General features: G+C 71.4%; 21 protein-coding genes, 1 tRNA gene and 2 riboswitches. Of the genes, 13 read left to right on the top strand and 9 right to left on the bottom strand.

What is annotated here, in order from left to right; genetic code table 11:
* Positions 1–35: 35 nt before the first annotated feature.
* The 4 genes from QSK36_RS23115 to QSK36_RS23130 all read right to left on the bottom strand — a co-directional run bounded on the left by QSK36_RS23115 (position 36) and on the right by QSK36_RS23130 (position 4,987).
* A complete protein-coding gene (locus tag QSK36_RS23115; protein ID WP_285783845.1) occupies positions 36–230 on the bottom strand; it encodes a hypothetical protein in 195 nt (64 codons plus the stop codon).
* Between the two features lie 78 nt (positions 231–308).
* The gene (locus QSK36_RS23120; protein WP_285783846.1) at positions 309–3,833 is read right to left on the bottom strand and encodes a WD40 repeat domain-containing serine/threonine protein kinase; all 3,525 of its coding nucleotides are present in this window, start codon (positions 3,831–3,833) and stop codon (positions 309–311) included.
* Positions 3,834–3,942: 109 nt separating this feature from the next.
* The gene (locus QSK36_RS23125; RefSeq protein ID WP_285783847.1) at positions 3,943–4,395 is read right to left on the bottom strand and encodes a DUF3592 domain-containing protein; all 453 of its coding nucleotides are present in this window, start codon (positions 4,393–4,395) and stop codon (positions 3,943–3,945) included.
* Between the two features lie 274 nt (positions 4,396–4,669).
* Complete coding sequence (locus QSK36_RS23130) at positions 4,670–4,987, bottom strand: alpha-amylase inhibitor (RefSeq protein WP_285783848.1); 318 nt, start codon at positions 4,985–4,987, stop codon at positions 4,670–4,672.
* Between the two features lie 204 nt (positions 4,988–5,191).
* Here QSK36_RS23130 and QSK36_RS23135 point away from each other — a divergent pair, with 204 nt between their 5' ends.
* Complete coding sequence (locus QSK36_RS23135; protein WP_285783849.1) at positions 5,192–6,223, top strand: hypothetical protein; 1,032 nt, start codon at positions 5,192–5,194, stop codon at positions 6,221–6,223.
* A 67-nt stretch (positions 6,224–6,290) separates the two neighbouring features.
* Here the strand turns inward: QSK36_RS23135 and QSK36_RS23140 are convergent, their stop codons facing one another.
* Both QSK36_RS23140 and QSK36_RS23145 read right to left on the bottom strand, forming a co-directional pair.
* Positions 6,291–7,151 (bottom strand): hypothetical protein, encoded by an 861-nt coding sequence (locus QSK36_RS23140; protein WP_285783850.1) that lies wholly within the window; start codon positions 7,149–7,151, stop codon positions 6,291–6,293.
* Positions 7,152–7,195: 44 nt separating this feature from the next.
* A complete protein-coding gene (locus tag QSK36_RS23145) occupies positions 7,196–7,999 on the bottom strand; it encodes a FadR/GntR family transcriptional regulator (protein WP_285783851.1) in 804 nt (267 codons plus the stop codon).
* 146 nt (positions 8,000–8,145) lie between these two features.
* Between QSK36_RS23145 and QSK36_RS23150 the strand changes: the two genes are divergently transcribed.
* The 9 genes from QSK36_RS23150 to QSK36_RS23190 all read left to right on the top strand — a co-directional run bounded on the left by QSK36_RS23150 (position 8,146) and on the right by QSK36_RS23190 (position 18,244).
* Complete coding sequence (locus QSK36_RS23150; RefSeq protein WP_285783852.1) at positions 8,146–9,483, top strand: glutamine synthetase family protein; 1,338 nt, start codon at positions 8,146–8,148, stop codon at positions 9,481–9,483.
* On the top strand, positions 9,450–10,835 hold the full coding sequence (locus tag QSK36_RS23155; protein WP_221263590.1) for an aldehyde dehydrogenase family protein: 1,386 nt from the start codon (positions 9,450–9,452) through the stop codon (positions 10,833–10,835). Before QSK36_RS23150 ends, QSK36_RS23155 begins: the two co-directional genes overlap by 34 nt.
* A gap of 4 nt (positions 10,836–10,839) precedes the next feature.
* Positions 10,840–11,604 carry a 3-oxoacyl-ACP reductase gene (locus QSK36_RS23160; protein ID WP_183535476.1) on the top strand — a complete coding sequence of 255 codons (765 nt, stop codon included), beginning with the start codon at positions 10,840–10,842 and terminating at the stop codon, positions 11,602–11,604.
* 11 nt (positions 11,605–11,615) lie between these two features.
* Positions 11,616–12,305, top strand: a complete 690-nt coding sequence (locus QSK36_RS23165) for a gamma-glutamyl-gamma-aminobutyrate hydrolase family protein (protein WP_285783853.1) — start codon at positions 11,616–11,618, stop codon at positions 12,303–12,305.
* A gap of 397 nt (positions 12,306–12,702) precedes the next feature.
* A complete protein-coding gene (locus QSK36_RS23170) occupies positions 12,703–13,506 on the top strand; it encodes an AfsR/SARP family transcriptional regulator (RefSeq protein WP_285783854.1) in 804 nt (267 codons plus the stop codon).
* Positions 13,507–13,603: 97 nt separating this feature from the next.
* Positions 13,604–13,701, top strand: a riboswitch (glycine riboswitch).
* Positions 13,702–13,797: riboswitch (glycine riboswitch) on the top strand.
* A 42-nt stretch (positions 13,798–13,839) separates the two neighbouring features.
* Entirely contained in the window at positions 13,840–14,931 is a 1,092-nt protein-coding gene (gcvT, locus tag QSK36_RS23175) for a glycine cleavage system aminomethyltransferase GcvT (protein WP_285783855.1), read from the top strand.
* Positions 14,928–15,320: a glycine cleavage system protein GcvH gene (gcvH, locus tag QSK36_RS23180; protein WP_182901235.1), complete on the top strand. Its 393-nt coding sequence runs from the start codon at positions 14,928–14,930 to the stop codon at positions 15,318–15,320. The genes gcvT and gcvH overlap by 4 nt, the downstream gene beginning before the upstream one ends.
* 24 nt (positions 15,321–15,344) lie before the next feature.
* Complete coding sequence (locus QSK36_RS23185) at positions 15,345–16,718, top strand: L-serine ammonia-lyase (RefSeq protein ID WP_183535471.1); 1,374 nt, start codon at positions 15,345–15,347, stop codon at positions 16,716–16,718.
* Between the two features lie 98 nt (positions 16,719–16,816).
* Positions 16,817–18,244, top strand: a complete 1,428-nt coding sequence (locus QSK36_RS23190) for a hypothetical protein (RefSeq protein WP_285783856.1) — start codon at positions 16,817–16,819, stop codon at positions 18,242–18,244.
* Here QSK36_RS23190 and QSK36_RS23195 read toward each other — a convergent pair.
* Positions 18,173–18,649, bottom strand: a complete 477-nt coding sequence (locus tag QSK36_RS23195) for a hypothetical protein (RefSeq protein ID WP_183535469.1) — start codon at positions 18,647–18,649, stop codon at positions 18,173–18,175. The two genes, QSK36_RS23190 and QSK36_RS23195, sit on opposite strands and share 72 nt — an antisense overlap.
* A 1-nt stretch (position 18,650) precedes the next feature.
* Positions 18,651–19,352 (bottom strand): DUF6286 domain-containing protein, encoded by a 702-nt coding sequence (locus QSK36_RS23200; RefSeq protein ID WP_285783857.1) that lies wholly within the window; start codon positions 19,350–19,352, stop codon positions 18,651–18,653.
* 201 nt (positions 19,353–19,553) lie between these two features.
* Here QSK36_RS23200 and QSK36_RS23205 point away from each other — a divergent pair, with 201 nt between their 5' ends.
* Entirely contained in the window at positions 19,554–20,729 is a 1,176-nt protein-coding gene (locus tag QSK36_RS23205; RefSeq protein ID WP_183535466.1) for an amino acid deaminase/aldolase, read from the top strand.
* 120 nt (positions 20,730–20,849) lie between these two features.
* Here QSK36_RS23205 and QSK36_RS23210 read toward each other — a convergent pair whose 3' ends face one another.
* Positions 20,850–21,176, bottom strand: a complete 327-nt coding sequence (locus QSK36_RS23210) for a DUF3618 domain-containing protein (protein ID WP_183535463.1) — start codon at positions 21,174–21,176, stop codon at positions 20,850–20,852.
* A gap of 135 nt (positions 21,177–21,311) precedes the next feature.
* Here QSK36_RS23210 and bcp point away from each other — a divergent pair, with 135 nt between their 5' ends.
* Together bcp and QSK36_RS23220 are read left to right on the top strand one after the other, a co-directional pair.
* On the top strand, positions 21,312–21,779 hold the full coding sequence (gene bcp, locus QSK36_RS23215) for a thioredoxin-dependent thiol peroxidase (RefSeq protein ID WP_285783858.1): 468 nt from the start codon (positions 21,312–21,314) through the stop codon (positions 21,777–21,779).
* Between the two features lie 528 nt (positions 21,780–22,307).
* Positions 22,308–22,381, top strand: a tRNA-Leu gene (locus QSK36_RS23220).
* Positions 22,382–22,493: the final 112 nt, after the last annotated feature.

The raw sequence follows: 22,493 nt of genomic DNA on the forward strand, positions 1-22,493 counted from the left end.
CTCAGTATCGCCCGCGCACCCACCGTGATGATCCCTCATCCCGGCACCCCGTAGAACAGGCGGATCTCCCGGATGGTGTCCGTGACCTCGTACCAGGTGAGGCACAGGTCGGCCTCGGCCTCCTCGCCGCGTGCCTCCGCCGCCATCAGCCGGTCCCCCGTCAGCAGGGCCGCCTCCCGTTTGAGTTGTGCCGCCATCCGTTGGAACACGAACCGCTCGCGAGACTCCATTGCCGCCCCTCCCGCCCCCCAACAGCTCTTACATAGCGTGAAATACCCACAGAACCGGCCGAAATGCTCTTTGAGCGATCAACACACGTCCCGGTAGGGCGTTCCTGGCAGGTAGCCCGCCCATTCCTCCCTGGTCAGGGTCCGCCCCGCCCGCGCGCACACCTGCCGCGCCACGAGGTCCCCGTCCACGGGCATCTCGAACAGGTCCCCGATCTGGTCGGCGACATACAGGCGCGTGCCGTCGGCGCCGAACGCCAAGGTCAGGCCGAGGTCGGAGAGCAGCGGGACGGCTCCGCCCAGCCGCCGCCCGGCGCGCACGTCCCACAGCTGCACCGTCCCGCGCTCGCTCACCGTGGCGAGGACGTCTCCCCGGGGGGAGAAGGCCAGTGCGTCGATCTGCTCCATCGTCCCGTGCAGCGTGGGCGGCACGGGGGACGGGCCCCTGGTGTCCCAGAGGAAGATCCGGCCCGTGATGCCGCCCACGGCGATCAGGTCGCCGGCGGGACTGACCGCGAAGGACTGGGAGGGGGTGAACGCCTTGCCCCGCTGCCGTCCGGTGGCCGCGTCCAGGATCCGTCCGTCGGTGCAGACGATCGTCCGCCCGTCGGCGCCGAAGGCGATGTCGCCGGTCTGCCGGTCGAGAGGAATGTCAAGGGTCAGGTGACCGGTGCGCGCGTCCCACTCGAGCAGGCGACTCCCCCGTGTCTCGGGGCCGTTGTCCGCCTGGGCGAGCGTGGCCGCGAAGCGCCTGCCGTCCGGGCTGAAGGCGTGGCCGTCCACCAGGAGGCCACGCGGCACCCGGTAGCTCCACAGCGGCCTGCGCCCGGCGACGTCCCAGGCGCGCAGCCGATCAAGCGTGGTATTGCCGATGACCATGGTCCGGCCCGTACGGTCGAAGATCGCGTCTCCCCAGTCGGCCGTTCCCGGCAGTGACCCGGCCGGTCGCCGCCGGGACACGTCCCACAGCCGCAGGAGGCCGGACTCCTCCGGTTCGATCGCCAGCCAGCGCCCTTCGGGGCTCAGCCAGGTGCGGAAGATCCGGCCCTGCGGCCGGACCTGCTCGACCTGTGGCCGGATGTCCAGGCTGACCACGGCCTCCTCGAGGAGGTAGCGCAGGGTGTGCCCGTCGGGGTCGAGGCGCACGTCCGCCACGTCGTCCTCGGCCCGGTAGGTGAACACCTGCCGGTGGTCGCGCACCCGCCAGACCCTGATGGACCGGTCGGCGAACCCCGCCAGGTAGCGCCCGTCGGCGCTGAACCGCAGGCCGGCGTTCACGGCGTTGGCGGGCTCGTTGGCCCCGCTCTCGGTCCAGGGCCAGTCGTCGTCCCCCGCCTCGGTGATCCGCCGGCCCGTCGCGGCCGAGACGAGGGTGATCTGGCGGCCTCCGCAGGCCATCAACGCGCCGTCCTGGCTGAAGGCGACGGTCCCCAGCCGTCCGGGGCAGGCTCCCCGGAACCTGGGGTCGCGGTCCTGCCCGGGCATCCGCCGCACGTCCAGCCTGCCGGTCAGCGGGTCGAGCAGTGCGGCCGTCCGCCCCGAGCGCGGTACGACCGGCAGGTCGTCGGGCCAGCCGCTCTCCGCCGCCCGGCCGTACGTCCGCCCGTTCGCGAGGTCCCAGACGAAGCCGTTCGTGTCCTCCGTCACGGCGACCTTCGACTCGTCGTCCGTGAACCCGATCCCTCCCCCCGGCCGCGCGCCGGGGACGGCGAGCGCGGCTCGGACCCGGCCGGCGGCCAGGTCCCACACCGTCGCCTTGGTCGTGGTGATCATCGCGACATACCTGCCGCTCGGGCTGAGCGACACGCCGAGCAGGGGGTCGGAGCGCAGGCCCGGCACCGGGATCCGCCGGCGCAGGCGCCGGCCGCGCACGTCGTGAAGGCTGATGCCGTCGTCCGACACGGTGACGACGGTGCGCCCGTCCCGGCTCAACGCCTGCAGCCCGCCGCCCGGCGGGCGGTAAACCGCGATCTCCGGCTGGTAGAGCGAGGACATCAGGCTCGACCTGGCCTCGGAGCCGCCGTCGAGGCGCCAGGCGGCCACGCTCAGCAGCATGGCGGCGGTGGGGTCGGTGGTCCGCAGGGTCCCGGCGCGCAGCGCCGCCTCCCGGCCGTTGGCCCGGTCGCGTTGTGCGGAGATCTGGTCGCGCTGGGCGGCGATCCGGCTGCCCTGATAGGCCGCCAGGCCGCCGCCCGCCAGCGACAGCACGAGCAGCACGGCCAGGGCGGTCGTGAGCAGGCGGCGACGGCGGGCACGCCGCCGGGTCAGCGCGGCCGACGCGTCGAGGAACTCACGCTCCAGCGCGTTCAGGGCGAGGTGTCGGCGGCCGGTGGCCGCCCAGCCCACGGCCGCGTCCAGGCGGCCGCCCTGCAGCAGGTCGGCCTGGCGGCGACCGGCCGCGGCCCACTGCCGGGCCCTCAGACGGATCTCCGCGTGGACCGGCAGGCCGTCCCACTCGTCATCCAGCCAGGCCCGCAACCGGGGCCAGGCCCGCAACAGCGCCGGCCGGGCCAGGCCCACCTCACCGTCCCGCCGCGACAGCACATAGGCGAACAACCGCAGCACCTCGCCCGATCCGGGCGGCAACTCATCCTCGCCCGCCCTGCGCGTCGCGAGCTCACCCTCCGGACCCACTGCGACCAGCCGCAAGAAGATCTGCGGCACCAGATCCCGCCCCACCGCGCCGAGCGCGTCATACGCGTTCTCAGCCAGCGCACCCAGCGCCGGGTCCGGATCGCCCTGCGCGTGCACCGCCCGCGCCGCCCGGCTGCCCTCCGCCAGCAACCGCGCCGTGTCCACCCGGCCGCCCCCGCTGATCAGCGCCAACAGCAGGTCGCGGGCCGACGGGCGGGCAGACGGTTCCTTGACCAGCGCCGCGCCCACCAACGGCCGCAGCGACGCGGGCAGCACCGACAGGTCGGGATCGGCCGACAGCACCCGATGCATCACCCCGCCCAGGCTCTCCGCACGGAACGGATCCTCACCCGTGGCGGCGAACAGCACGATCCCGCCCCAGGCGAACACATCGGCGGCCGGCCCCGCACGCTGCCCGGTGAACACCTCCGGCGCCATGTACGTCGGCGTCCCGGCCACCAGCCCCGTGCTGGTCAGCGACATTTCCAACGTCCTGGCGACGCCGAAATCGATCACCCGGGGGCCGTCCGGGCCGAGCAGCACGTTGTCGGGCTTGAGGTCACGATGCACGACCCCCGCCTCATGGATCGCCGTCAGCGCCGTGGCGATCGCGGTCGCGAGCCGGTGCAGGCCGTCCCCGGCGAAGACCTGCCCCTCCTGCACAGCCCGGCGCAGACTCCGCCCCTCGACATACTCACTGACGATGAACGGCCGGGGCCCGTCCAACTCGGCGGCGATGACCGGCGCCGTGCAGAACGACGCCACCAGCCGGGCCGCCGCGGCCTCCCGCCCGAACCGCTCCCGAAGCTCCGGATCCACCGCGGCATCGCCGTGCAGCACCTTCACCGCCACCCGGCGGCCCTGGCTGTCGTACGCCTCGTACACGACGCCCTGCCCGCCGGAGCCGAGCCGCCCCGACAGCCAGTAATCCCCCAGCCGCTCCGGATCCTCCGGCAGCAGCGTCCCCGTCATGCGTCCACCCCTCGTGCCGGCACGTGGAATTGGACGCCGACGGGCGCGAAAGGGTTCTGCCGGATCCTCAGCGCGTACGCGGATTTCGATCACATCGCGGCGGGCATCGTCACCATCGGTGCCAGGAGAAGACGAAGCTGACGCCGAAGACGAGCATGCCGAGCAGGAGGGCGATCCCCACGAAATTTCCGGCCACCCCGCCGAGGCCGGTGTCCTCCTCGCTCCTGACGACGTTCACGCTCTCGGGGTCGTAGACGATGCGGACCTTCTCCCCTGTCGCGTACCAGCCGGAGATCTCCTCGACGTGCCGTTGCGTACCCACCGTGAAACCGATCTTCGTGTAGTTCACGGTGATGGGGTGGCCGTCGGTGTCGTTCCATGTCTCCGACCGGGTGGAGAGGGCGACGCCGGTGGTGCGGACGCCGTGCCGCCCGAGGTCCAGGGCCGACACGATGTCGAAGACCTGAGCGACGAGCATCACGATCAGGATGCCGAACCAGGCCGCGAAGAACGCGAACGACCCGACACCCGATAAAGAACGCCGGGATAACCATCGAGCCATCAGTCACAGGCCCCCTTGGCGAAGGCGGTTCGGAAAGGCGCGGCTGCCGCCCTGTCTCCTACGACTCCTCCCCGGCCCCGGAGGTTCGGTGACGGTTCACAGTCGCGGCGGGGGGAGAGGTCCCGGCTTCGGAGGTGGCCGGTGGGACTGTGCGCCCCGGGGCGCACCCGGCGTGATCGCCGGAGAGCTCGGCACCTGTCGCGCAGGCGCGCGGAAACACCCGGGCCCGTGAGATGTTCCCGCGCTTGCGGTCCCGCCGCGGAGCCGCTCCGCGTCAGCAGTTGTGCAGGGCGGAGAACTTGCCCGGCCACTTCCAGGACCAGTTCCAGGTGTGCCCGGGGGCGTAGTACGTGCACTTGAAGTCCTTGCGATGGGCCAGGATCACCTTGAACCAGTGCCCCGCGCCACAGCCGTTGGTCACGCTGAGGTGGTCCGTGACGCCGCTGCTCGACAGGTGCCAGTACACGCACCCCGGAAGGGGGCTGCGCGCCTGGGCGGTGGCCGCGGAGGCCACTCCGCCCGTGGACGAGAGCAGCGCGGCGACTCCCGCGGACGCCGCGATGGGGAGTGCGATCTTCTTACTGAGTCGCATGGCTTCTTTCTCCTGTCTCCGGTGAAGCAGTTCGCCTGGACTCGGGCCAGGCATGGCCAGCTCACCTGGGAAGACAGGTGTCCAACAAGCGACGCAACAGAATTGGACGCGATTGGCCGATCTTGTACGGCAGGCGTAGAAGTGAAACGCCAGAGGGGACCATGTGACCGTCCCGTTCCCGTCCCTGGAAAGGTGGGTCCATACATGGGCGACGCGATGACCTCGCCTCCGCCGGATCCGGCGTCGGCAGACAGCGCTCAGGAATTCATCGACTTACTCAAGCGGCTCAGGACCTGGGCAGGGCAGCCCTCACTGCGCCGCTTGCGTCACCTGGCCGGCCGCTCGACCACCTCCGACGGCCACGAGGTGGACGCCCTGCCGTCGAGCACCGTGTCCTACACCCTCAACGGACGGGGGCTGCCCGGCCTGCCGCGGCTGGCCTTCGTCGAGGCCTACGTGGCGGCCTGCCTGTCCGCCTGCGAGCTGTCGTCCGCGGAGATCGAGGCTCAGATCGCCCGGTGGCAGGACGCCTGGCGGCGAATAGCCAGCCCTGCTGATCACGAGCCCGCCGTGGAGCAGACCAAGGGACAGGCCGAGGAGACGACACTCTTGGATGACGCCCCGGGCCCGTCCTCCGAGCCGACGCTCACTGAGCCGACTCTCACCGGGCCGACTCTCACCGGGCCGGCGTCCATTGGGCCGAGCCGTACCCGCGTCCTGTCGGCCGGCCTCGCCGGGCTCGTGGCGGGCGCACTGATCGCCACGGTTGTGACCCTGTTCCTGAGGCCCGCCGACAACGAGATCCCCTTGGTCCGTGGTGAGGATCCCAACCGGTGCGACGCGCCCAGCGTCTGCTTCTACGACCGCGGACAGACCGGCCGGTTCCACGACGTCACCGACGACTACCAATCCCTCAACGACAGCCGTGACACGGTGGCCATGGTCAACCCGCGCAAGGACGACGTGGTGTGGCTGCGCTGGGAGGACGGTTACAGCGAGTGCACAATGCCGTTCGCGACCTACCGGCTCGCCCCGGGGGTGGCCGAGATCCGCATCAGCCGCGACTACCGCTGCCCTCCGGACGAGAAGGGCAAGCGTCGCGCCGTCCTGGACCCGGCTGCGGTGGTTCCGGCGCCCCTGCCCCCCTGCTACGTCACCACCTCCCGGCGGCAGGCGACCGTGGAGACGTCATCGGCCCCGACGGTGCCGACCGGAAGATCCAGGTCCGCTACGTAGGTCGGCTTCACCAGCCTGGTCACGGATCACCGCACACGCCACCCGGCTTTCGGACGGCGGCGTGGTCTCAGCGGGCGCGAGGCCGGCCCGACCGCCAGGGGCGCCCGGGGTGGTCCGTCCCCGGCCGGGGACGCGGGGACACGACCCGCCGCCGTTGGTGCCGGGCGGGCAGCGCGGGCGCGGGCAGGTCGTGGCGGCCGGAGACGAACTCCTGCACCGCGATCTTCGCGCGGATGACCGGGCGGCGCCAGCGCTCCTCCCGGTGGATCGCCTTGGCCATCAGGCGCGGCCGGGGCCGCCTCGCCCGCTCCGAGTAGCACCAGCGGGCCCAGGGCGAGCCGGGACGGGCCACCCGCACCGCCCCCACGTACAGCAGCGGCGGCACGAACAGTCCCAGCAGGCCGCTCCAGATCTTCCCCTTCAGCAGGGTGATCATGGCGAAGACGAGGTTGACGAAGAGGAACGCGGGGGCCGTCCAGCCGCCTCGGCCGTCCGCGCCGTTCCAGGCGAGCGGGCGCAGCCCGAGCAGCAGCAGGCCGGTGGCCGCGATCGCCACGAAGACCGCGTCCACGGAGGTGCGGCCCTCTTCCTGCCAGTAGACGTCGCGCAGGTGCAGGATCAGCGCGAACTCGTCGAGCACGAGGGCGGCGCCCACGCCGAACACGGCCGAGGAGAAGGAGTACCACCCCGTGGACACGTCCGACAGGACCAGCCCGGCCACCCCGCCGAGCAGCGTCAGCACCACGCCGAACACCACGTGGTGGATGTGCATCTCGCCGACGCTCACGTTGCCGAGCCACCGCACCCGCGCCCTGATCAGCCGTACGTTCACCCGCGTGAAGACGAACGCCGTGATCAGCGCGACGAAGAAGCAGAAGAGCGGCAGGCGGTGCGCCTCGATGATGCGTTCGCGAAACCAGTAGGTCATGAAGCGATCCCCCGGCCTCCGATGCTACGACGCGGCGGGAGTGGTCAGGCGAGAAAGCCGCGCAGCAGGGCCGCCGTGCCCTCCAGGTGCTCGGCCACCGCCCGTTCGGCCGCCTCGGGGTCGCCGTCCAGGATCGCGGCGGCGATGGCGGCGTGCTGGACGGCCGCGTGCTCGATGTTGGGCCGCAGCACGGGGATCGCGTTGAGCAGGTCGGTCACCCGCAGCCGGGCGTCGGCGCACGCGGCGGCCAGCAGCGGCGAGCCGCTCAGCTCCGCGATCGCCAGGTGGAACGCGATGTCCATCCGGCGGTAGTCGGCCGGCGCCGCGTCGTTCACCCCGGACAGCCGGGCGGCCAGCGTCTCCCGCCGCCGCGGGGTCAGCTCGGTGGTCGCGAGCACCCGGGCCGCCCCGCACTCGACGGCCATCCGGAACGTCAGCGCGTCCTCGAGATCGTCTTCGCCCATGCGGGTGACGGCCCTGCGCAGGTCGCCCTTGCGGGGGCTCGGCGGCCGGTAGACGACGAAGGCCCCGCCGTACCGGCCGCGCCGTACGTCGAGGTAGCCGGCCTCCTGCAGGGCGCGGATCGCCTCGCGCAGCGTGACCCTGCTGATGCCGAGCCGGGTGGCCAGCTCGCGCTCCGGCGGCAGCTTCTCGCCGTGCGGGACGACGCCGAGCTTGATGGCCTGCAGCAGGCGCTCGACGGTCTCCTCGAACGCGTTGCCCGCCCGCACCGGCCGCAGCAGCGACACCGCGCCGGTGATCCCCACGGCCGCGTACCGCGACGCGGACGCGGCCGGAGTCCGGGGGCCGGAGACGGACGCCTCCGCCGGGGTGATCTCCATGCGCATCGTCCCTCCACCCGTCACCACGGGTCCCCCGTCCCTGCGATCGAGGTTAAACCCCCCGGACATTGTTGACGACGAGGGGAACATGGTGCTTGCATGCCCTCAATGGTCTGATTCCAGACTTTTGGACGGGAGGCACCGTGCTCAGCGTGGAGCGACTCCGCGATGACGTCGAAGCGGGCCGCGTGGACACGGTCCTGCTCGCGGTCACCGACATGCAGGGGCGGCTGCAGGGCAAGCGGCTGTCGGCGCGGTACTTCCTCGAGGAGGTGCTGGACCACGCCGCCGAGGGCTGCAACTACCTGCTCGCCGTGGACGTCGACATGAACACCGTGGACGGCTACGCCATGTCGTCCTGGGAGCGCGGCTACGGCGACTTCGTCATGCGGCCGGACCTGTCGACGCTGCGCCGCGTGCCCTGGCACGAGGGCACCGTGCTGCTGCTTGCCGACCTGGTGTGGGAGGACGGCGCGGACGTCGTGGCCTCCCCCCGGCAGATCCTGCGCCGCCAGCTCGCCAGGCTCGCCGAACGCGGCTGGACCGCGTACGTCGGCACTGAACTGGAGTTCGTCGTCTACGACGACAGCTACGAGCAGGCCTGGCAGCGGGGCTACCGCGACCTGACCCCGGCCAACCTCTACAACGTCGACTACTCGCTGCTCGGCACCTCCCGCATCGAGCCGCTGCTGCGCAAGATCAGGCTCGGCATGGAGGGCGCCGGGCTGTACGTCGAGTCCGCCAAGGGCGAGTGCAACCTCGGCCAGCACGAGATCGCCTTCCGGTACGCCGACGCACTGACCACCTGCGACAACCACGTGTTCTACAAGAACGGCGCCAAGGAGATCGCCGCCCAGGAGGGCAGGTCGATCACGTTCATGGCCAAGCCGAACCAGCGCGAGGGCAACTCCTGCCACATCCACATCTCGCTGCGCGACGCCGACGGCACCCCCGTGATGGCGGGCGGCGAGCCGTACGGGCTGTCGGAGACCGGCCGGCGCTTCGTGGCCGGGCAGCTCGCGGCGATGCGGGAGCTGACCATGCTCTACGCGCCCAACGTCAACTCCTACAAGCGGTTCGTGCCCGGCAGCTTCGCCCCGACCGCCGTCAAGTGGGGCGTGGACAACCGCACCTGCTCGCTGCGGCTGGTCGGCCACGGCCCCTCCCTCCGGATCGAGAACCGGGTGCCGGGCGGCGACGTCAATCCCTACCTCGCGGTCGCGGCCATGATCGCGGCCGGGCTGCGCGGCATCGACGCCGGGCTGGAGCTGGAGGAGCCGTTCGGCGGGAACGCGTACGACTCCGGGGCGGAGCGGGTGCCCGCCACGCTCCGCGACGCCCTGGCGCTGTGGGAAGGCTCGCCGATCGCCGATGAGGCGTTCGGCAAGGACGTGGTCGAGCACTACGCCAACAACGCGAGGGTCGAGCTGGCCGCCTTCGACGCGGCGGTCACCGACTGGGAGCTCTATCGGGGGTTCGAACGGCTGTGAAGATAGTCAATCCGGCGACCGAGGAAGTGATCGCCGAGGTCGAGATGGCGGACGCCGCCGAGGTGGACCGCGCGGTCGAGCGGGCCGCCCGGGCCTTCCCCGCCTGGCGTGCGGTCGCCCCGGGCGAGCGGGCCCGGCTGCTGCGCCGCTTCGCGCAGGTCGTGGAGGACCACGCGGAGGAGCTGGCGCGGCTGGAGATCACAGGCGCCGGCCACACGGTGGGCAACGCCCGCTGGGAGGCGGGCAACGTCCGCGACGTGCTGAACTTCTACGCGGGCGCGCCCGAGCGCAACCACGGCAAGCAGATTCCGGTTCCCGGCGGGGTGGACGTCACGTTCGCCGAGCCCCTGGGCGTGGTCGGGATCATCGTGCCGTGGAACTTCCCGATGGTCATCATGACCTGGGGAGTCGCCCCGGCCCTCGCCGCCGGCAACACGGTGATCGTGAAGCCCGCCGAGTGGACCCCGCTGACCGCGCTGCGGCTGGCCGAGCTCGCCCTGGAGGCCGGGCTGCCCGAGGGCGTGCTCCAGGTCGTCCCCGGCGAGGGTGAGGTCGCCGGCGCCCGGCTCGTCGAGCACCCGGACGTACGGAAGATCGTGTTCACCGGCTCGACCGAGGTCGGGAAACTGATCGGCGCCAAGGCGGCCGAGCAGGTCAAGCGGGTGACGCTGGAGCTGGGCGGCAAGAGCGCCAACATCGTCTTCGCCGACGCCGACCTCTCCCGGGCGGCGGAGTCCGCCCCTATGGCGGTCTTCGACAACTCCGGCCAGGACTGCTGCGCCCGTTCGCGCATCCTGGTGGAGCGTTCCGTCTACGACGACTTCCTCGCGCGGCTGTCGCAGGCCGTGCGGGAGGTCAAGGTCGGCGACCCGAACGACCCGGCGAGCCAGATGGGCCCGCTGGTCAGCGCCGAGCACCGGGAGCGCGTCGCGTCGTTCGTCACCCAGGCCGACGTGTACGCCGCCGGGTCGTGCCCGACCGGCCCCGGCTACTGGTTCCCGCCCACGGTGCTGGCCGGCTCGTCCTCGGAGTCCTTCCGCAGGGCGTTCACCGAGGAGATCTTCGGGCCCGTGGTGTCCGTCGTGCCGTTCGAGGACGAGGCCGACGCCGTACGGATCGCCAACGACACGGCGTACGGCCTGTCGGGGTCGATCTGGACCCGCGACGTGGGCCGGGCGCTGCGCGTGGCGCGGGCCGTCGAGGCGGGCAACCTGTCGGTCAACTCGCACTCCAGCGTCCGCTACTGGACCCCGTTCGGCGGCTTCAAGCAGTCGGGCCTCGGCCGGGAGCTCGGCCCGGACGCCCTGTCGGCCTTCACCGAGACCAAGAACGTCTTCATCTCCACGGAGTAGATCAATGCAGCGTTTGCAGGACCGCGTCGCCGTCATCACCGGGGCGGGCAGCGGCATCGGGCTGGCCACGGCCCACCGGTTCGCCCAGGAGGGCGCCAAGGTCGTGGTGGCCGACCTCGACGAGGAGGCCGGCGCGAAGGCGGCCGGGGAGGTCGGGGGCCTGTTCGTCAAGGTGGACGTGGCGAACGAGGACGACGTGGCCCGGATGTACCGGACCGCGTTCGAGGAGTTCGGCAGCGTCGACATCGCGTTCAACAACGCGGGCATCTCGCCTCCGGACGACGACTCCATCCTGGAGACCGGCATCGACGCCTGGCGCCGGGTGCAGGAGGTCAACCTCACCAGCGTCTACCTGTGCTGCAAGCACGTGATCCCGTACATGCAGCGGCAGGGCAAGGGCTCGATCGTCAACACCGCGTCGTTCGTCGCGGTGCTGGGCTCGGCCACCTCGCAGATCTCCTACACCGCCTCCAAGGGCGGCGTGCTCGCGATGAGCCGCGAGCTGGGCGTCCAGTTCGCCCGCGAGGGCATCCGGGTCAACGCGCTGTGCCCCGGACCTGTGGACACCCCGCTGCTGCGGGAGCTGTTCGCCAAGGACCCCGAACGCGCCCAGCGCCGTCTCGTCCACGTGCCGATCGGCCGTTTCGCCCGGGCCGAGGAGATCGCCGCGGCGGTCGCGTTCCTCGCCTCCGACGACGCGTCGTTCATCACCGCCTCGGAGTTCCTGGTCGACGGCGGCATCTCCGGCGCGTACGTCACTCCGCTGTAAGGGGTATGCCCATGGCCCGTCCCGTGATCGGCGTGACGTGCTACGTCGAGCCGGCGAGGTTCACCGTCTGGGACATGCCGGCGGCGCTGCTGCCGTACATGTACGTCGACCACATCGCGCGGGCGGGCGGCCAGCCGGTCATCCTGCCGCCCGCAGGGGAGCCCGCCGCGCTGGCCGGGCGACTGGACGGGCTGATCATCGCGGGCGGGGGCGACATCGACCCCGCCCGGTACGGCGCGCCACCCGCCGAACAGACCGGATACGTCCGGGAGTTCCGCGACGAGGCGGAGTTCGGGCTGATGGAGGCCGCCCTGCGCACCGGCCTGCCGTTCCTCGGCATCTGCCGGGGCCTGCAGGTGCTCAACGTGGCGCTGGGCGGCACCCTCCACCAGCATCTGCCCGACGTGGTCGGCCACACCGCCCACTCCCCCGCCCCCGGGACGTTCGGCCGCCTCCCCGTACGGCTCTCGCCGGAGTTGGCCAAGATCTACGACGGCGAGGACCTGACGCCCGCCCACTACCACCACCAGGCGATCGACCGCCTGGCGGACGGGCTGGCGGTCACCGCCCGCTCGGACGACGGCACGATCGAGGCCGTCGAGGTCACGGGCGCGGCGTTCGCCCTGGCCGTCCAGTGGCACCCGGAGGCCGACGAGGACGGCCCGCTGTTCCACGCCCTCGTCGCCGCCGCCCGCCACTGAGGGTCCCGCGGGATCGGCGCCGTCTTCGCCGGCCATCCCGCCGAGCGTGCCGACCGGCTCCCGGAAAACCTCGCCCGTCATAAGCCGTACCTCCCCGGGCCGGCGCCGCACCGCGCCGATCATCGCGTAATCGGCGTCACACTCTCACTCCGCCGGCATGACAGTCGGCGAGAGCTTGATCTGTAACCGATTTCATTTAGGTTATCGGCGTATCGGCGCGCACGGGGCCGGGCATTGCGGCCCACAGTGCGGCGTTTATGGGCTCCGGAGCGGCCGACATACAAACGGCATATTTTTGACTCAAGCCGCCGGAGAGAGATATGGTCAAATGGCGATCAAAGCCGCATCGTCGGCGCGTTCACGCTGCTTTCGTGCGAGGGGAACCGTGTTATACGCCGTGCTCGGACCGTTCCTGGCCATGAAACCCTCAGGGGATGTCATCGCCGGGCTCGCCCCGAGGCACCGGCAGCTCCTCGCACTGTTCCTGCTCAATCCGAATATCGCGGTTCACCGGGACCGGCTCATCGATCTGTTGTGGAATGGCCGTCCCACTAAATCGGCGCCGCGGAATCTTACCACCTACATCGCACAGGTGCGGCGGCGGCTCTCGCCACGCGACCCCGACCTTTCTCCGCTGCACACCGTGGACGGCGGCTACCTTCTTTCCGTCCCGCCGGGATCCGTGGATGCTGCAGTATTCAACCATTTCGCGGCGCAGGGCAGAATCGCTCGCGAAAATGGCGATTACCACAATGCGGCGAGGATGTTCGAGAACGCGCTGAGCCTGTGGCGGGGCGACGCCCTGCTCGCCATGAGGCATGTCGACGAGCTCTCCGCGTGGGCCGAACGGCTCGACGAGGACCGGCGCGCGGTGACCGAGGACCTCTTCGACGTACGGCTGGCGCTCGGGCACCATCACGAGATCGTCGGCGGCCTTGCCCAGTGGGCCCGGCGCCACCCGCTGCGCGAACGGCCGCACCGGCAGCTCATGCTGGCGCTGCACCGATCGGGCCGCACCCACGACGCCTCGGCGTCCTACCAGCGGCTGCGCCGCACCCTGGTCGACTGCCTCGGCACCGAGCCGTCCCCCGACACGCAGGCCCTCCACCAGCGGATCCTCACCGGCGACGACCTTCCGTCCGCCCTGATGCGCCTCCGCGCGGGGCATCGGCCGCCGCGCGAGTGCGATCACAGACCGTAACGAAAGCCCGCAAGGACGGATACCTTGATCGAGGAAATCGGGGCGATCCTGCCGGTTACGGGGATGGCGGCGAACCACTAGGCTTGCAGCACACCGGTGATCCCGTGCGGGAGAGCGTCCTGGCATCCGGTCAGGGCCCCTGAAGGAGCAAGCCCTCCCCGCGAACCTCTCAAGGCAAAGGACCGTGCGGGCCAGGTGACCTCTGGAAAGAAGGCCGGAAGGCCTCGCCGAAGGTGAAAGTCCGGCAAAGATCGGACGAAGCTCTCAGGCGCCGATGACAGAGGGGGAGGATGCCCGATAGTCAAACGCAGCATCCGTCCTTCCGAGGTGCGCATGTCCCGATCCACCCCGCTCCGCGAGATCCACCAAAGTCTGGGCGCGACCCTGACCGACTTCGCGGGCTGGCAGATGCCCCTGCGCTACGGCAGTGAGTCGGCCGAGCACAACGCGGTGCGCACGGCCGCGGGGCTGTTCGACCTGTCCCACATGGGGGAGATCTTCGTCGTCGGCGCGCAGGCGGGCGAGGCGCTCGACCGCGCTCTCGTGGGACACCTCAGCGTCCTCGCGCCCGGCCGGGCCCGCTACACGATGATCGTGAACGAGACCGGCGGCATCCTCGACGATCTCATCGTCTACCGCCTTGACGAAGACCAGTACATGGTCGTCGCCAACGCCTCCAACTACGCCCTCGTCGCCCGTGAGCTCGCCGACCGGGTCCGGGGCTACGACGCGCGGGTGACCGACCGGTCGGACGAGTACGCGCTGGTCGCGGTGCAGGGCCCGCGCAGCGCCGAGATCCTGACCGCGCTGACCGACGCCGACCTCGACGATCTGAAGTACTACGCCATCGTCCCCGGCGTCGTCGCGGGCACGCCCGCCCTGATCGCACGCACCGGATACACCGGCGAGGACGGCTTCGAGCTTTTCGTGCTGAACGAGCACGCCGCGCCCCTGTGGAACGCCCTCGCCGAGGCGGGCAAGGACGCCGGGCTCGTCCCCGCCGGCCTGTCGGCCCGCGACACGCTGCGCCTGGAAGCCGGCATGCCGCTGTACGGCAACGAGCTGAGCGCGGCGATCACGCCGTTCGACGCGGGACTCGGCCGGGTCGTCCGCTTCGACAAGCCCGGCGACTTCGTGGGTAAGGCCGCCCTCGAGCGGGCAGCGGAGAACGGCGCCAGGCGGCGCCTGGTCGGGCTGGTGGCGCGCGGCCGCCGCGTGCCCCGCCACGGCTACCCCGTCACCCGCGAGGGCGCCGTCGTCGGCGAGGTGACCAGCGGCGCCCCGTCGCAGTCCCTCGGCCGCCCGATCGCCCTGGCGTACGTCGACGAGGGCGCCCTGGAGAAGGGTGGCCTGGCCGTGGACATCCGGGGCAGCCAAGAACCGGTCGACGTCGTCGATCTGCCTTTCTACAGGAGGAGCAAGTGAGCACCATTCCGGACGACCTGAGCTACACCAAGGAACACGAGTGGGTGGCCGGGATCGAGGACGGCCTCACCGTGACGGTGGGCATCACGGCGTACGCGGCCGAGCAGCTCGGCGACGTGGTTTACGTGGAGGTGCACTCGGAGGTCGGCTCGACGGTCGCGGCCGGCGACGCGGTCGGCGAGGTGGAGTCCACCAAGTCCGTGAGCGACATCTTCGCGCCGGTCGGCGGCGAGGTCGTCGAGATCAACTCCGCCGTCGTGGACAACCCCTCGCTGGTCAACTCCGACCCGTACGGCGAGGGCTGGCTGTTCCGCGTGCGCGTGGAGGAGGCGCCGGAGGACCTGCTGTCGGCCGCGGAGTACACCGCGCTGACCTCCGGCGAGTCCTGACAGCCGGCTGAGAGGCGACGGTCAATGGCGATCAGCGTCTTCGACCTGTTCAAGGTGGGGATCGGGCCGTCCAGCTCGCACACGGGCGGCCCGATGGCGGCGGCGCACAAGTTCGTCCGCGGGCTGCACCAGGACGGGCTGCTGGAGAAGGCGACCCGGGTCGACGCCATCCTGTACGGCTCGCTCGGGCTGACCGGCAAGGGCCACGGCAGCGACAAGGCGGTCCTGCTGGGCCTGTCCGGCGACAAGCCCGAGCTGGTCGACGTCGACACCGTCGACGAACGGCTGGCGGCGATGCGGGCGAGCGGCACGGTCACCTTGTACGGCGTGCACGAGATCCCGTTCGTGGTCGGCGAGCACCTCGTCTTCGAGCGCAAGCTGTCGCTCCCCCACCACCCGAACGGCATGCGGTTCACGGCGTACGCCGACGACACGGTGCTGCGCGAGAAGGTGTACTACTCGGTCGGCGGCGGCTTCGTGGTGGACGAGAACGCCACCGGCGCCGACCGGATCAAGCCGGACGACACGGTGCTGCCGTACGCCTTCACGACCGCGCACGAACTGCTCGCGCACTGCGCCGAGACCGGCCTGTCGATCTCCGGCCTGATGATGGAGAACGAGAAGGCCTTCGGCCGTACGGAGGAGGAGATCCGGGCCCGCCTGCTGCACCTGTGGTCGGTGATGGCCGAGTGCGTACGGCGCGGCACCGGCCGCGAGGGCGTCCTGCCGGGCGGGCTCAAGGTGCGCCGCCGGGCCCACCAGCTGTACCGGCGGCTGCAGGGCGAGACCGACGGGACCGACCCGCTGCGGGCGATGGACTGGGTCACGCTGTTCGCGCTGGCCGTCAACGAGGAGAACGCCGCGGGCGGCCGGATCGTCACCGCGCCGACCAACGGCGCCGCCGGCATCGTCCCGGCCGTCCTGTCCTACTACATGCGCTTCCTCCCGGGTGCCGACGAGGACGGCGTCGTCCGCTTCCTGCTCACCGCGGGCGCGATCGGCGTGCTGTTCAAGGAGAACGCCTCCATCTCCGGCGCGGAGGTGGGCTGCCAGGGCGAGGTCGGCTCGGCCTGCTCGATGGCGGCGGCGGGCCTCACCGAGGCGCTCGGCGGGACGCCGGAGCAGGTCGAGAACGCCGCCGAGATCGGCATCGAGCACAACCTCGGCCTGACCTGCGACCCGATCGGCGGGCTCGTCCAGATCCCGTGCATCGAGCGCAACGCCGTCGCCTCGATCAAGGCGATCGCCGCCGCCCGCATCGCGCTACGCGGCGACGGCCGCCACTTCGTGTCGCTGGACAAGGCGATCAAGACGATGCGCGACACCGGCAGGGACATGCTCGACAAATACAAGGAGACCTCGCGCGGCGGCCTCGCCGTCAACGTCATCGAGTGCTGAACCTCGCGCCGCCGTCGAGCGCCATGATGTCGCGGATGTGACGCATGTGCGGCTCGCCAATATCGTGGTGACTTCCCGTCGAGGAGGAGGGCCGTCACGTGAGGTGGCGCGAGGCGCTGCGCCCACATCGGGCGTTCCTGGTCGTGCTGGCGGCGGGCGTCGCGCTGCGCGCGCTCGCCGTGCTCGGCTACCGGCCCGCGCTGTGGTTCTGGGCCGACTCCTTCGCCTACCTCAGCTCGGCCCTCGACCTGCGGCCGCTGCCCTCGCGGCCGTCCGGCTACTCGCTGTTCCTGGCGGCGCTGAGCCCACTGGGGAGCATCACCGCCGTCGTGATCGTCCAGCACCTGCTCGGTCTCGGCATGGCCGTCTGCGTCTACGCGGTGCTGCGCCGGCGGACACGGCTGCCGGGCTGGGGAGCGGCGCTGGCGGCGGCGCCGGTGCTGCTCGACGTCCACCAGATCCAGCTCGAACACCTCGTCATGGCGGACCTGCTGTTCACCGCACTGGTCGTGGCCGCCGTGACGATCCTGCTGTGGCGCCCTCGCCCGGGCGCGTGGTCCGTCGTCGCGGCGCTGCTGCTGCTCGGGTTCGCCACGGTCACCCGCACCCTCGGGCTGCCCCTGATCGCGCTGGCGCTGCTGCCGGTGCTGTTCGCCGGACGCTGGAGGACCGCGCTCGCCGGGCTCGCCGCCGCGTCCGCCGTGCTCGGCGGGTACGCCGTCTGGTTCCACGACGCCCACGGGTCGTACGGGATGGGCGGCAGCAGCACATGGCTGTGGTCGCGCACGATGACCTTCGCCGACTGCTCGGTGATGAAGCCGCCGAAGGAGCTGGCGGTGCTGTGCCCGTCGGAGCCCAGGCTCGCCGCACCCGCCTACATCTGGGCCGCCGACTCGCCCATCCAGCGGGTGAAGAAGGACAAGGACCGGCTGGCGAGCGAGTTCGCCTCGCTGGCGATCCGCAGCCAGCCCCTCGACTTCCTGACGACCGGGCTGCACGACGCCATGTGGGCGTTCGAATGGGACCGGAAGGTCTACCCCGCCCCGGGCACGCAGAGCGCGTACGTGTTCCCCGCCACGGTGAAGCCGTTCACCTCCAAGGTGGCCTCCGGCGGCCGTACGGCGAGCGCGCTGACCACCGCCTACCAGGGGAGCTCCGGGGACACGAAGGTGGCCGAGCCGTTCGCGGGGTGGCTGCGCGCCTACCAGGAGCAGGGCTTCCTGCGCGGGCCGCTGCTGGCGGCGGTCCTGCTGGCCGGGCTCGCCGGGCTGGCGGCCCGGCGGTGGACGGCGCTGCTGCCCTGGGCCGCGGCGGCGGTCCTGCTCCTGCTGCCGCCCCTGATCGCCGCTTTCGACCACCGCTATGTGGTGCCCGTCGTGCCGCTCGCCTGCCTGGCCGCCGGGCTCGCCCTCGGCACGGGCGCGACCCCCGCGCCATGGCGCAGGGAGGGCCGGTCAGCGGCGGCGGACGTGCAGGCGAACGACCGCAAGCGCGTCGTCGCGGCCGACCGCGCGGCGAACGCGTGAGACCGCCGACTCGTCCAGCCGCCTGATCACCTGTCGCAGGTCGGCCGACCGCCGGAGCGACACCGACACCCGCAGCCTGCCGTCGCGCACGAGCCTGACCGAGATGTGGCCGATCCCGTCGATCCCCTTCAGCGCCACGCCGAGCATGGCGATGCCGGCGCCGGTGCGGCTGCCGACCCGGCCCCAGCCGAGTGCCATGAAGAGCCAGCGGGTCGCGACCAACGCGAGCACCATGGCCGCCCCGGCCAGCAGGGGCAGCGCCCACGGCTTCCCTTCGGCCACGCTCGCGTCGATCAGGGCCGCGCCGGGCCGCCCCCGCGCGGCGGTCAGCAGGCCGAACCCTCCCGCGACCAGCGCGAGGCCCACCAGCAGGAGCCCGACGCGGTTTCCCCAACGCGGACGCACGTCAGCCCCCTCTCCTGCGCAGCCGTACGACCACCTCCTGGCGGGACCGGACGCCGAGGCCCGACAGCCGGTCCCCGACCGCGGCGCCGACCTCGCGCAGGAGGGCGCCGGTCGTGTCCGCGTCGGCCACCACGGCGACCTCGATCCGCCTGCGGAGGATGTGGACGTCGGCCCGCCGGACGTGCTCGACCTCGCGGGCCGAGGCGGCGAGCGTCCGGCGCAGACCGGCGCGGGTCAGTCCCATCGCGAGCAGCGGGTCCCGGCATTCCAGGGGCATGAGCCGGGGACGGCCGGGAACGAGCGCGAGGGCCACCAGTCCCGCCCCGCACACGATCATGCCGATCGCGGCGACGGGGACGGCGGGGTCGGCCGTCGTGAGGTTCAGCAGCCGGGGCGGCAGCCGCCAAGGCGGGGACACGCCGAGCATGACGGCGACGACCACGGCGGTGAGCACCCAGCCGAGCAGGGCGATCACGGCGGCGACCACGACGGCGGCCGGGGTCCGGCCCGGCCGCAGGACGCGCACGGCGCTCCGCCGGCCCGCCGCAGCGCCCCTGCCGCCTGTGTCGCTTCCGGCACCCTGAGCGCCCTCGGCGCCCTCGGCGCCCGAGCCGCTGCCCGTGCCTCTGGCGCCCGAGTTGTTTCCGGCGCCCTTGGCGCTCCTCGCCGACGAACCCGCCAGGATTCCCTGCACGACGCTCATCAGCCGTTCACCCTTCCCGCTCACCGTGCCGCGTCCGCTCGGTAGTCACCTCACCATGGGTACACGGAGCGGTGACGGGACGGGCGGGTCACCCGCCGCCTTGCGCGATCATGGCGGCGCCACGGCGGAGTTTTTGCCCGGGCCCGGTTAACGTGAACCGCGCTCATGTATTTTCGGGCGACGCCGTACTAGGCTGCGCCCATGGACGACCGACAGCGCCTCGACCAGGCGACGGCCCACCTTGAGCCGCCCTTCGCCGTCCTCGACATGGACGCGCTCCGGTCGAACGCGGCCGCCATGGTGCGCCGGGCCAGGGGCAAGCCGATCCGGGTGGCCAGCAAGTCGATCCGCTGCCGGGCCGTGCTCGAACGGCTCCTGGCCATGGACGGCGTCTCGGGCGTCATGGCCTTCACGTTGCCCGAGGCGCTGTGGCTGGTCTCCACCGGCCTGCGGGACGTGCTCGTGGCCTACCCCACGGCCGACAGGACCGCGCTGCGCGCCCTGGGATCGGACGAGGTCGCGGCACGGGAGATCACCGTCATGGTGGACTCGCCCGAGCACCTCGACCTCATCGAGAGCCTGCGGCTCCCCCACCGGATCCGGGTGTGCCTGGACATCGACGCGGGGTTCGTGGCCTTCGGCGGCGCGTTCCGGGCGGGCGCGCTGCGGTCGCCGATCCGCGAGCCCGAGCAGGCCGCCGAGATCGCCGCACACATCGCCAAGCGTCCCGGGCTGCGGCTGACCGGGCTCATGGCGTACGAGGCGCAGATCGCCGGGGTGGGCGACGACGTTCCGGGACCGTACGGCCGCGCGGTGCGCTGGATGCAGGAACGGTCGCGCCGCGAGCTGATCGTGCGGCGCGGCCGGATCGTGCAGGCCGTACGTCAGGTCTCCGACCTGGAGTTCGTCAACGGCGGCGGAACGGGAAGCATCGAGAAGACCGTCGCCGAGCGGGCGATCACCGAGGTCGCGGCGGGCTCGGGGTTCTTCCACCCCCGGCTGTTCGACTTCTACCGGGGCTTCACCGGCCGTCCGGCGGCGCTGTTCGCCCTGCCGGTCGTGCGCAAGCCGGCTCCGGACGTCGTGACCGTGCTCGGAGGGGGCTACCCCGCCTCCGGGGCCCCCGGGCCCACCCGGCTGCCCCAGCCGTACCTGCCGGCGGGGCTCAGGTATCACTCGGACGAGGGGGCGGGTGAGGTGCAGACGCCGCTTCTGGGCGAGGCCGCAGCCGACCTCCGCCTCGGCGACCGCGTCTGGTTCCGCCACGCGAAGGCCGGGGAGCTGTGCGAGCGCTTCGCCGCCTTGCACCTCGTCGAGGGCGATCGGGTGGCCGAGGAGGTCCCGACCTACCGCGGCGAGGGCAAGACCTTCCTGTGACCGCCGGCCCGGCCCTGTGATCGTCTCTGTGATCGTCTCTGTGATCGTCTCTGTGCTCGTCCCTGCGAGAACGCGAACGCCGCCGTGAACCGCGTCACGGCGGCGGCGTCCGGCGGCGTGTCAGCGGGAGCGGCGGCGCAGCAGCACGATGGCCGCGCCCACGACGACGACCACGCCGATCCCGATCAGCACCGGAGCGATGTTGGGCGCCGGATACTCAGCGGGCTGCTCGCCCTCGCCGTCGGCCGGGGCGTACGTGCGCGGCCCCAGGACCATGTCCTCCACGGACGCGACGAAGTCGCGCGCGTTGGCCTTCGCCTTCTCGACGCCGCGCTCCGCGACCCGCTTCGGGCTCACCCGGTCCGCGATGGCGTCGACCGTGCGAGCGAGCTCCGCCCGCGTGCGCTCGATCTTCCGTTCCAGCGCATCGGGATCGGTGTCCGCCATGCGATCCCCCTCCTGTGGTATTCGTGTGTGATCAGTCTGCCAGGTCCGGCGGTCGCCCCGCACAGCGGCTGAGCCGGTAGTTTGGTTGACGCTTGCCCGCCGATCGCCGCGGGTCACCTTTTTCCGGAGGACGTGATGAGCAAGCTCCAGCCCGGCGACGCCGCGCCGGACTTCACCCTGACCGACGCCGACGACAACGAGGTCGCGCTGGAGTCGTTCCGCGGCAGGCGGGTCATCCTGTACTTCTACCCGGCGGCGATGACCCCCGGATGCACCAAGCAGGCCTGCGACTTCCGCGACAACCTCGGCGCGCTGACCGAGCAGGGCTTCGTGGTGCTGGGAGTGTCCAAGGACAAGCCCGCCAAGCTGCGGCAGTTCCGCGAGCGCGACGCGCTCACCTTCCCGCTGCTGTCCGACACCGGCCTGGACGTGCATAAGGCGTACGGCGCGTACGGCGAGAAGACGAACTACGGCAAGACCGTGATGGGCGTCATCCGCTCCACGTTCGTCATCGACCCCGACGGAAAGGTCGAGAAGGCCCTCTACAACGTGAAGGCCACCGGTCACGTCGCCCGACTCACGAAAGAGTTGGGGATTTCCTGAAATACCCCTTTCGCCACGCTCCCGGAATTGTCGGCGGCGGCCGATAACTTCCGGGGCATGGCGAAGTACAAGTACACCCCCGAGTTGCTCGCCGACGCGGCGGCCGCCGCGAGCAGCATCGCCGACGTGCTGCGCTATCTCGGCATCCCATGGTCGGGTGGCGCCCACGCCCACATCAGCCGCCGCCTCAAGCACTTCGGTATCGACACATCCCACTTCCTCGGCCAGGCCCACAGGCGGGGGCAGACCTCGCCGCGACGGAGCCTTCCGGCAGAGGTGCTGGTCCTGAACCCTCCGGGCGCTGCCCGCGAGAAGCCCACCAAGCTCCGGCGGGTGTTGCGCGAAGTCGGAGTCCCCTACCGCTGCGCAGACTGTAAGATAGGCGGCACTTGGCACGGCCGGCCGTTGACATTGCACATCGACCACATCAACGGAAACTGGCTGGACAACAGAAAAGAGAATCTGAGATTCCTCTGCCCGAACTGCCATTCTCAGACCGAGAATTTCGCAGGAAAAGGAAGAGGAAAAGGGGTCGTAGTCCAACGGCAGGAGACCGCGGCTTTAGGTGCCGTACAGTGCGGGTTCGAATCCCGCCGGCCCCACAACAAATCAAACGAAGATAACGACGCACCGAATACCGTCGAAGAAGTCAATTCTTTCAACCGAGAGAAGGCGCCCGCGAAGATGGCCGTGATGGTCACCGCGGACCATCTC

The organism is Microbispora sp. NBRC 16548 (assembly GCF_030268985.1).
Classification (GTDB): Bacteria; Actinomycetota; Actinomycetes; order Streptosporangiales; family Streptosporangiaceae; genus Microbispora; species Microbispora catharanthi.

Coding starts and splice junctions, on each gene's coding strand:
- QSK36_RS23115 (WP_285783845.1), bottom strand. CDS start 230: ATGGAGTCTCGCGAGCGGTTCGTGTTCCAACGGATGGCGGCACAACTC.
- QSK36_RS23120 (WP_285783846.1), bottom strand. CDS start 3,833: ATGACGGGGACGCTGCTGCCGGAGGATCCGGAGCGGCTGGGGGATTAC.
- QSK36_RS23125 (WP_285783847.1), bottom strand. CDS start 4,395: ATGGCTCGATGGTTATCCCGGCGTTCTTTATCGGGTGTCGGGTCGTTC.
- QSK36_RS23130 (WP_285783848.1), bottom strand. CDS start 4,987: ATGCGACTCAGTAAGAAGATCGCACTCCCCATCGCGGCGTCCGCGGGA.
- QSK36_RS23135 (WP_285783849.1), top strand. CDS start 5,192: ATGGGCGACGCGATGACCTCGCCTCCGCCGGATCCGGCGTCGGCAGAC.
- QSK36_RS23140 (WP_285783850.1), bottom strand. CDS start 7,151: ATGACCTACTGGTTTCGCGAACGCATCATCGAGGCGCACCGCCTGCCG.
- QSK36_RS23145 (WP_285783851.1), bottom strand. CDS start 7,999: ATGCGCATGGAGATCACCCCGGCGGAGGCGTCCGTCTCCGGCCCCCGG.
- QSK36_RS23160 (WP_183535476.1), top strand. CDS start 10,840: ATGCAGCGTTTGCAGGACCGCGTCGCCGTCATCACCGGGGCGGGCAGC.
- QSK36_RS23165 (WP_285783853.1), top strand. CDS start 11,616: ATGGCCCGTCCCGTGATCGGCGTGACGTGCTACGTCGAGCCGGCGAGG.
- gcvT (WP_285783855.1), top strand. CDS start 13,840: ATGTCCCGATCCACCCCGCTCCGCGAGATCCACCAAAGTCTGGGCGCG.
- QSK36_RS23185 (WP_183535471.1), top strand. CDS start 15,345: ATGGCGATCAGCGTCTTCGACCTGTTCAAGGTGGGGATCGGGCCGTCC.
- QSK36_RS23200 (WP_285783857.1), bottom strand. CDS start 19,352: ATGAGCGTCGTGCAGGGAATCCTGGCGGGTTCGTCGGCGAGGAGCGCC.
- QSK36_RS23205 (WP_183535466.1), top strand. CDS start 19,554: ATGGACGACCGACAGCGCCTCGACCAGGCGACGGCCCACCTTGAGCCG.
- QSK36_RS23210 (WP_183535463.1), bottom strand. CDS start 21,176: ATGGCGGACACCGATCCCGATGCGCTGGAACGGAAGATCGAGCGCACG.
- bcp (WP_285783858.1), top strand. CDS start 21,312: ATGAGCAAGCTCCAGCCCGGCGACGCCGCGCCGGACTTCACCCTGACC.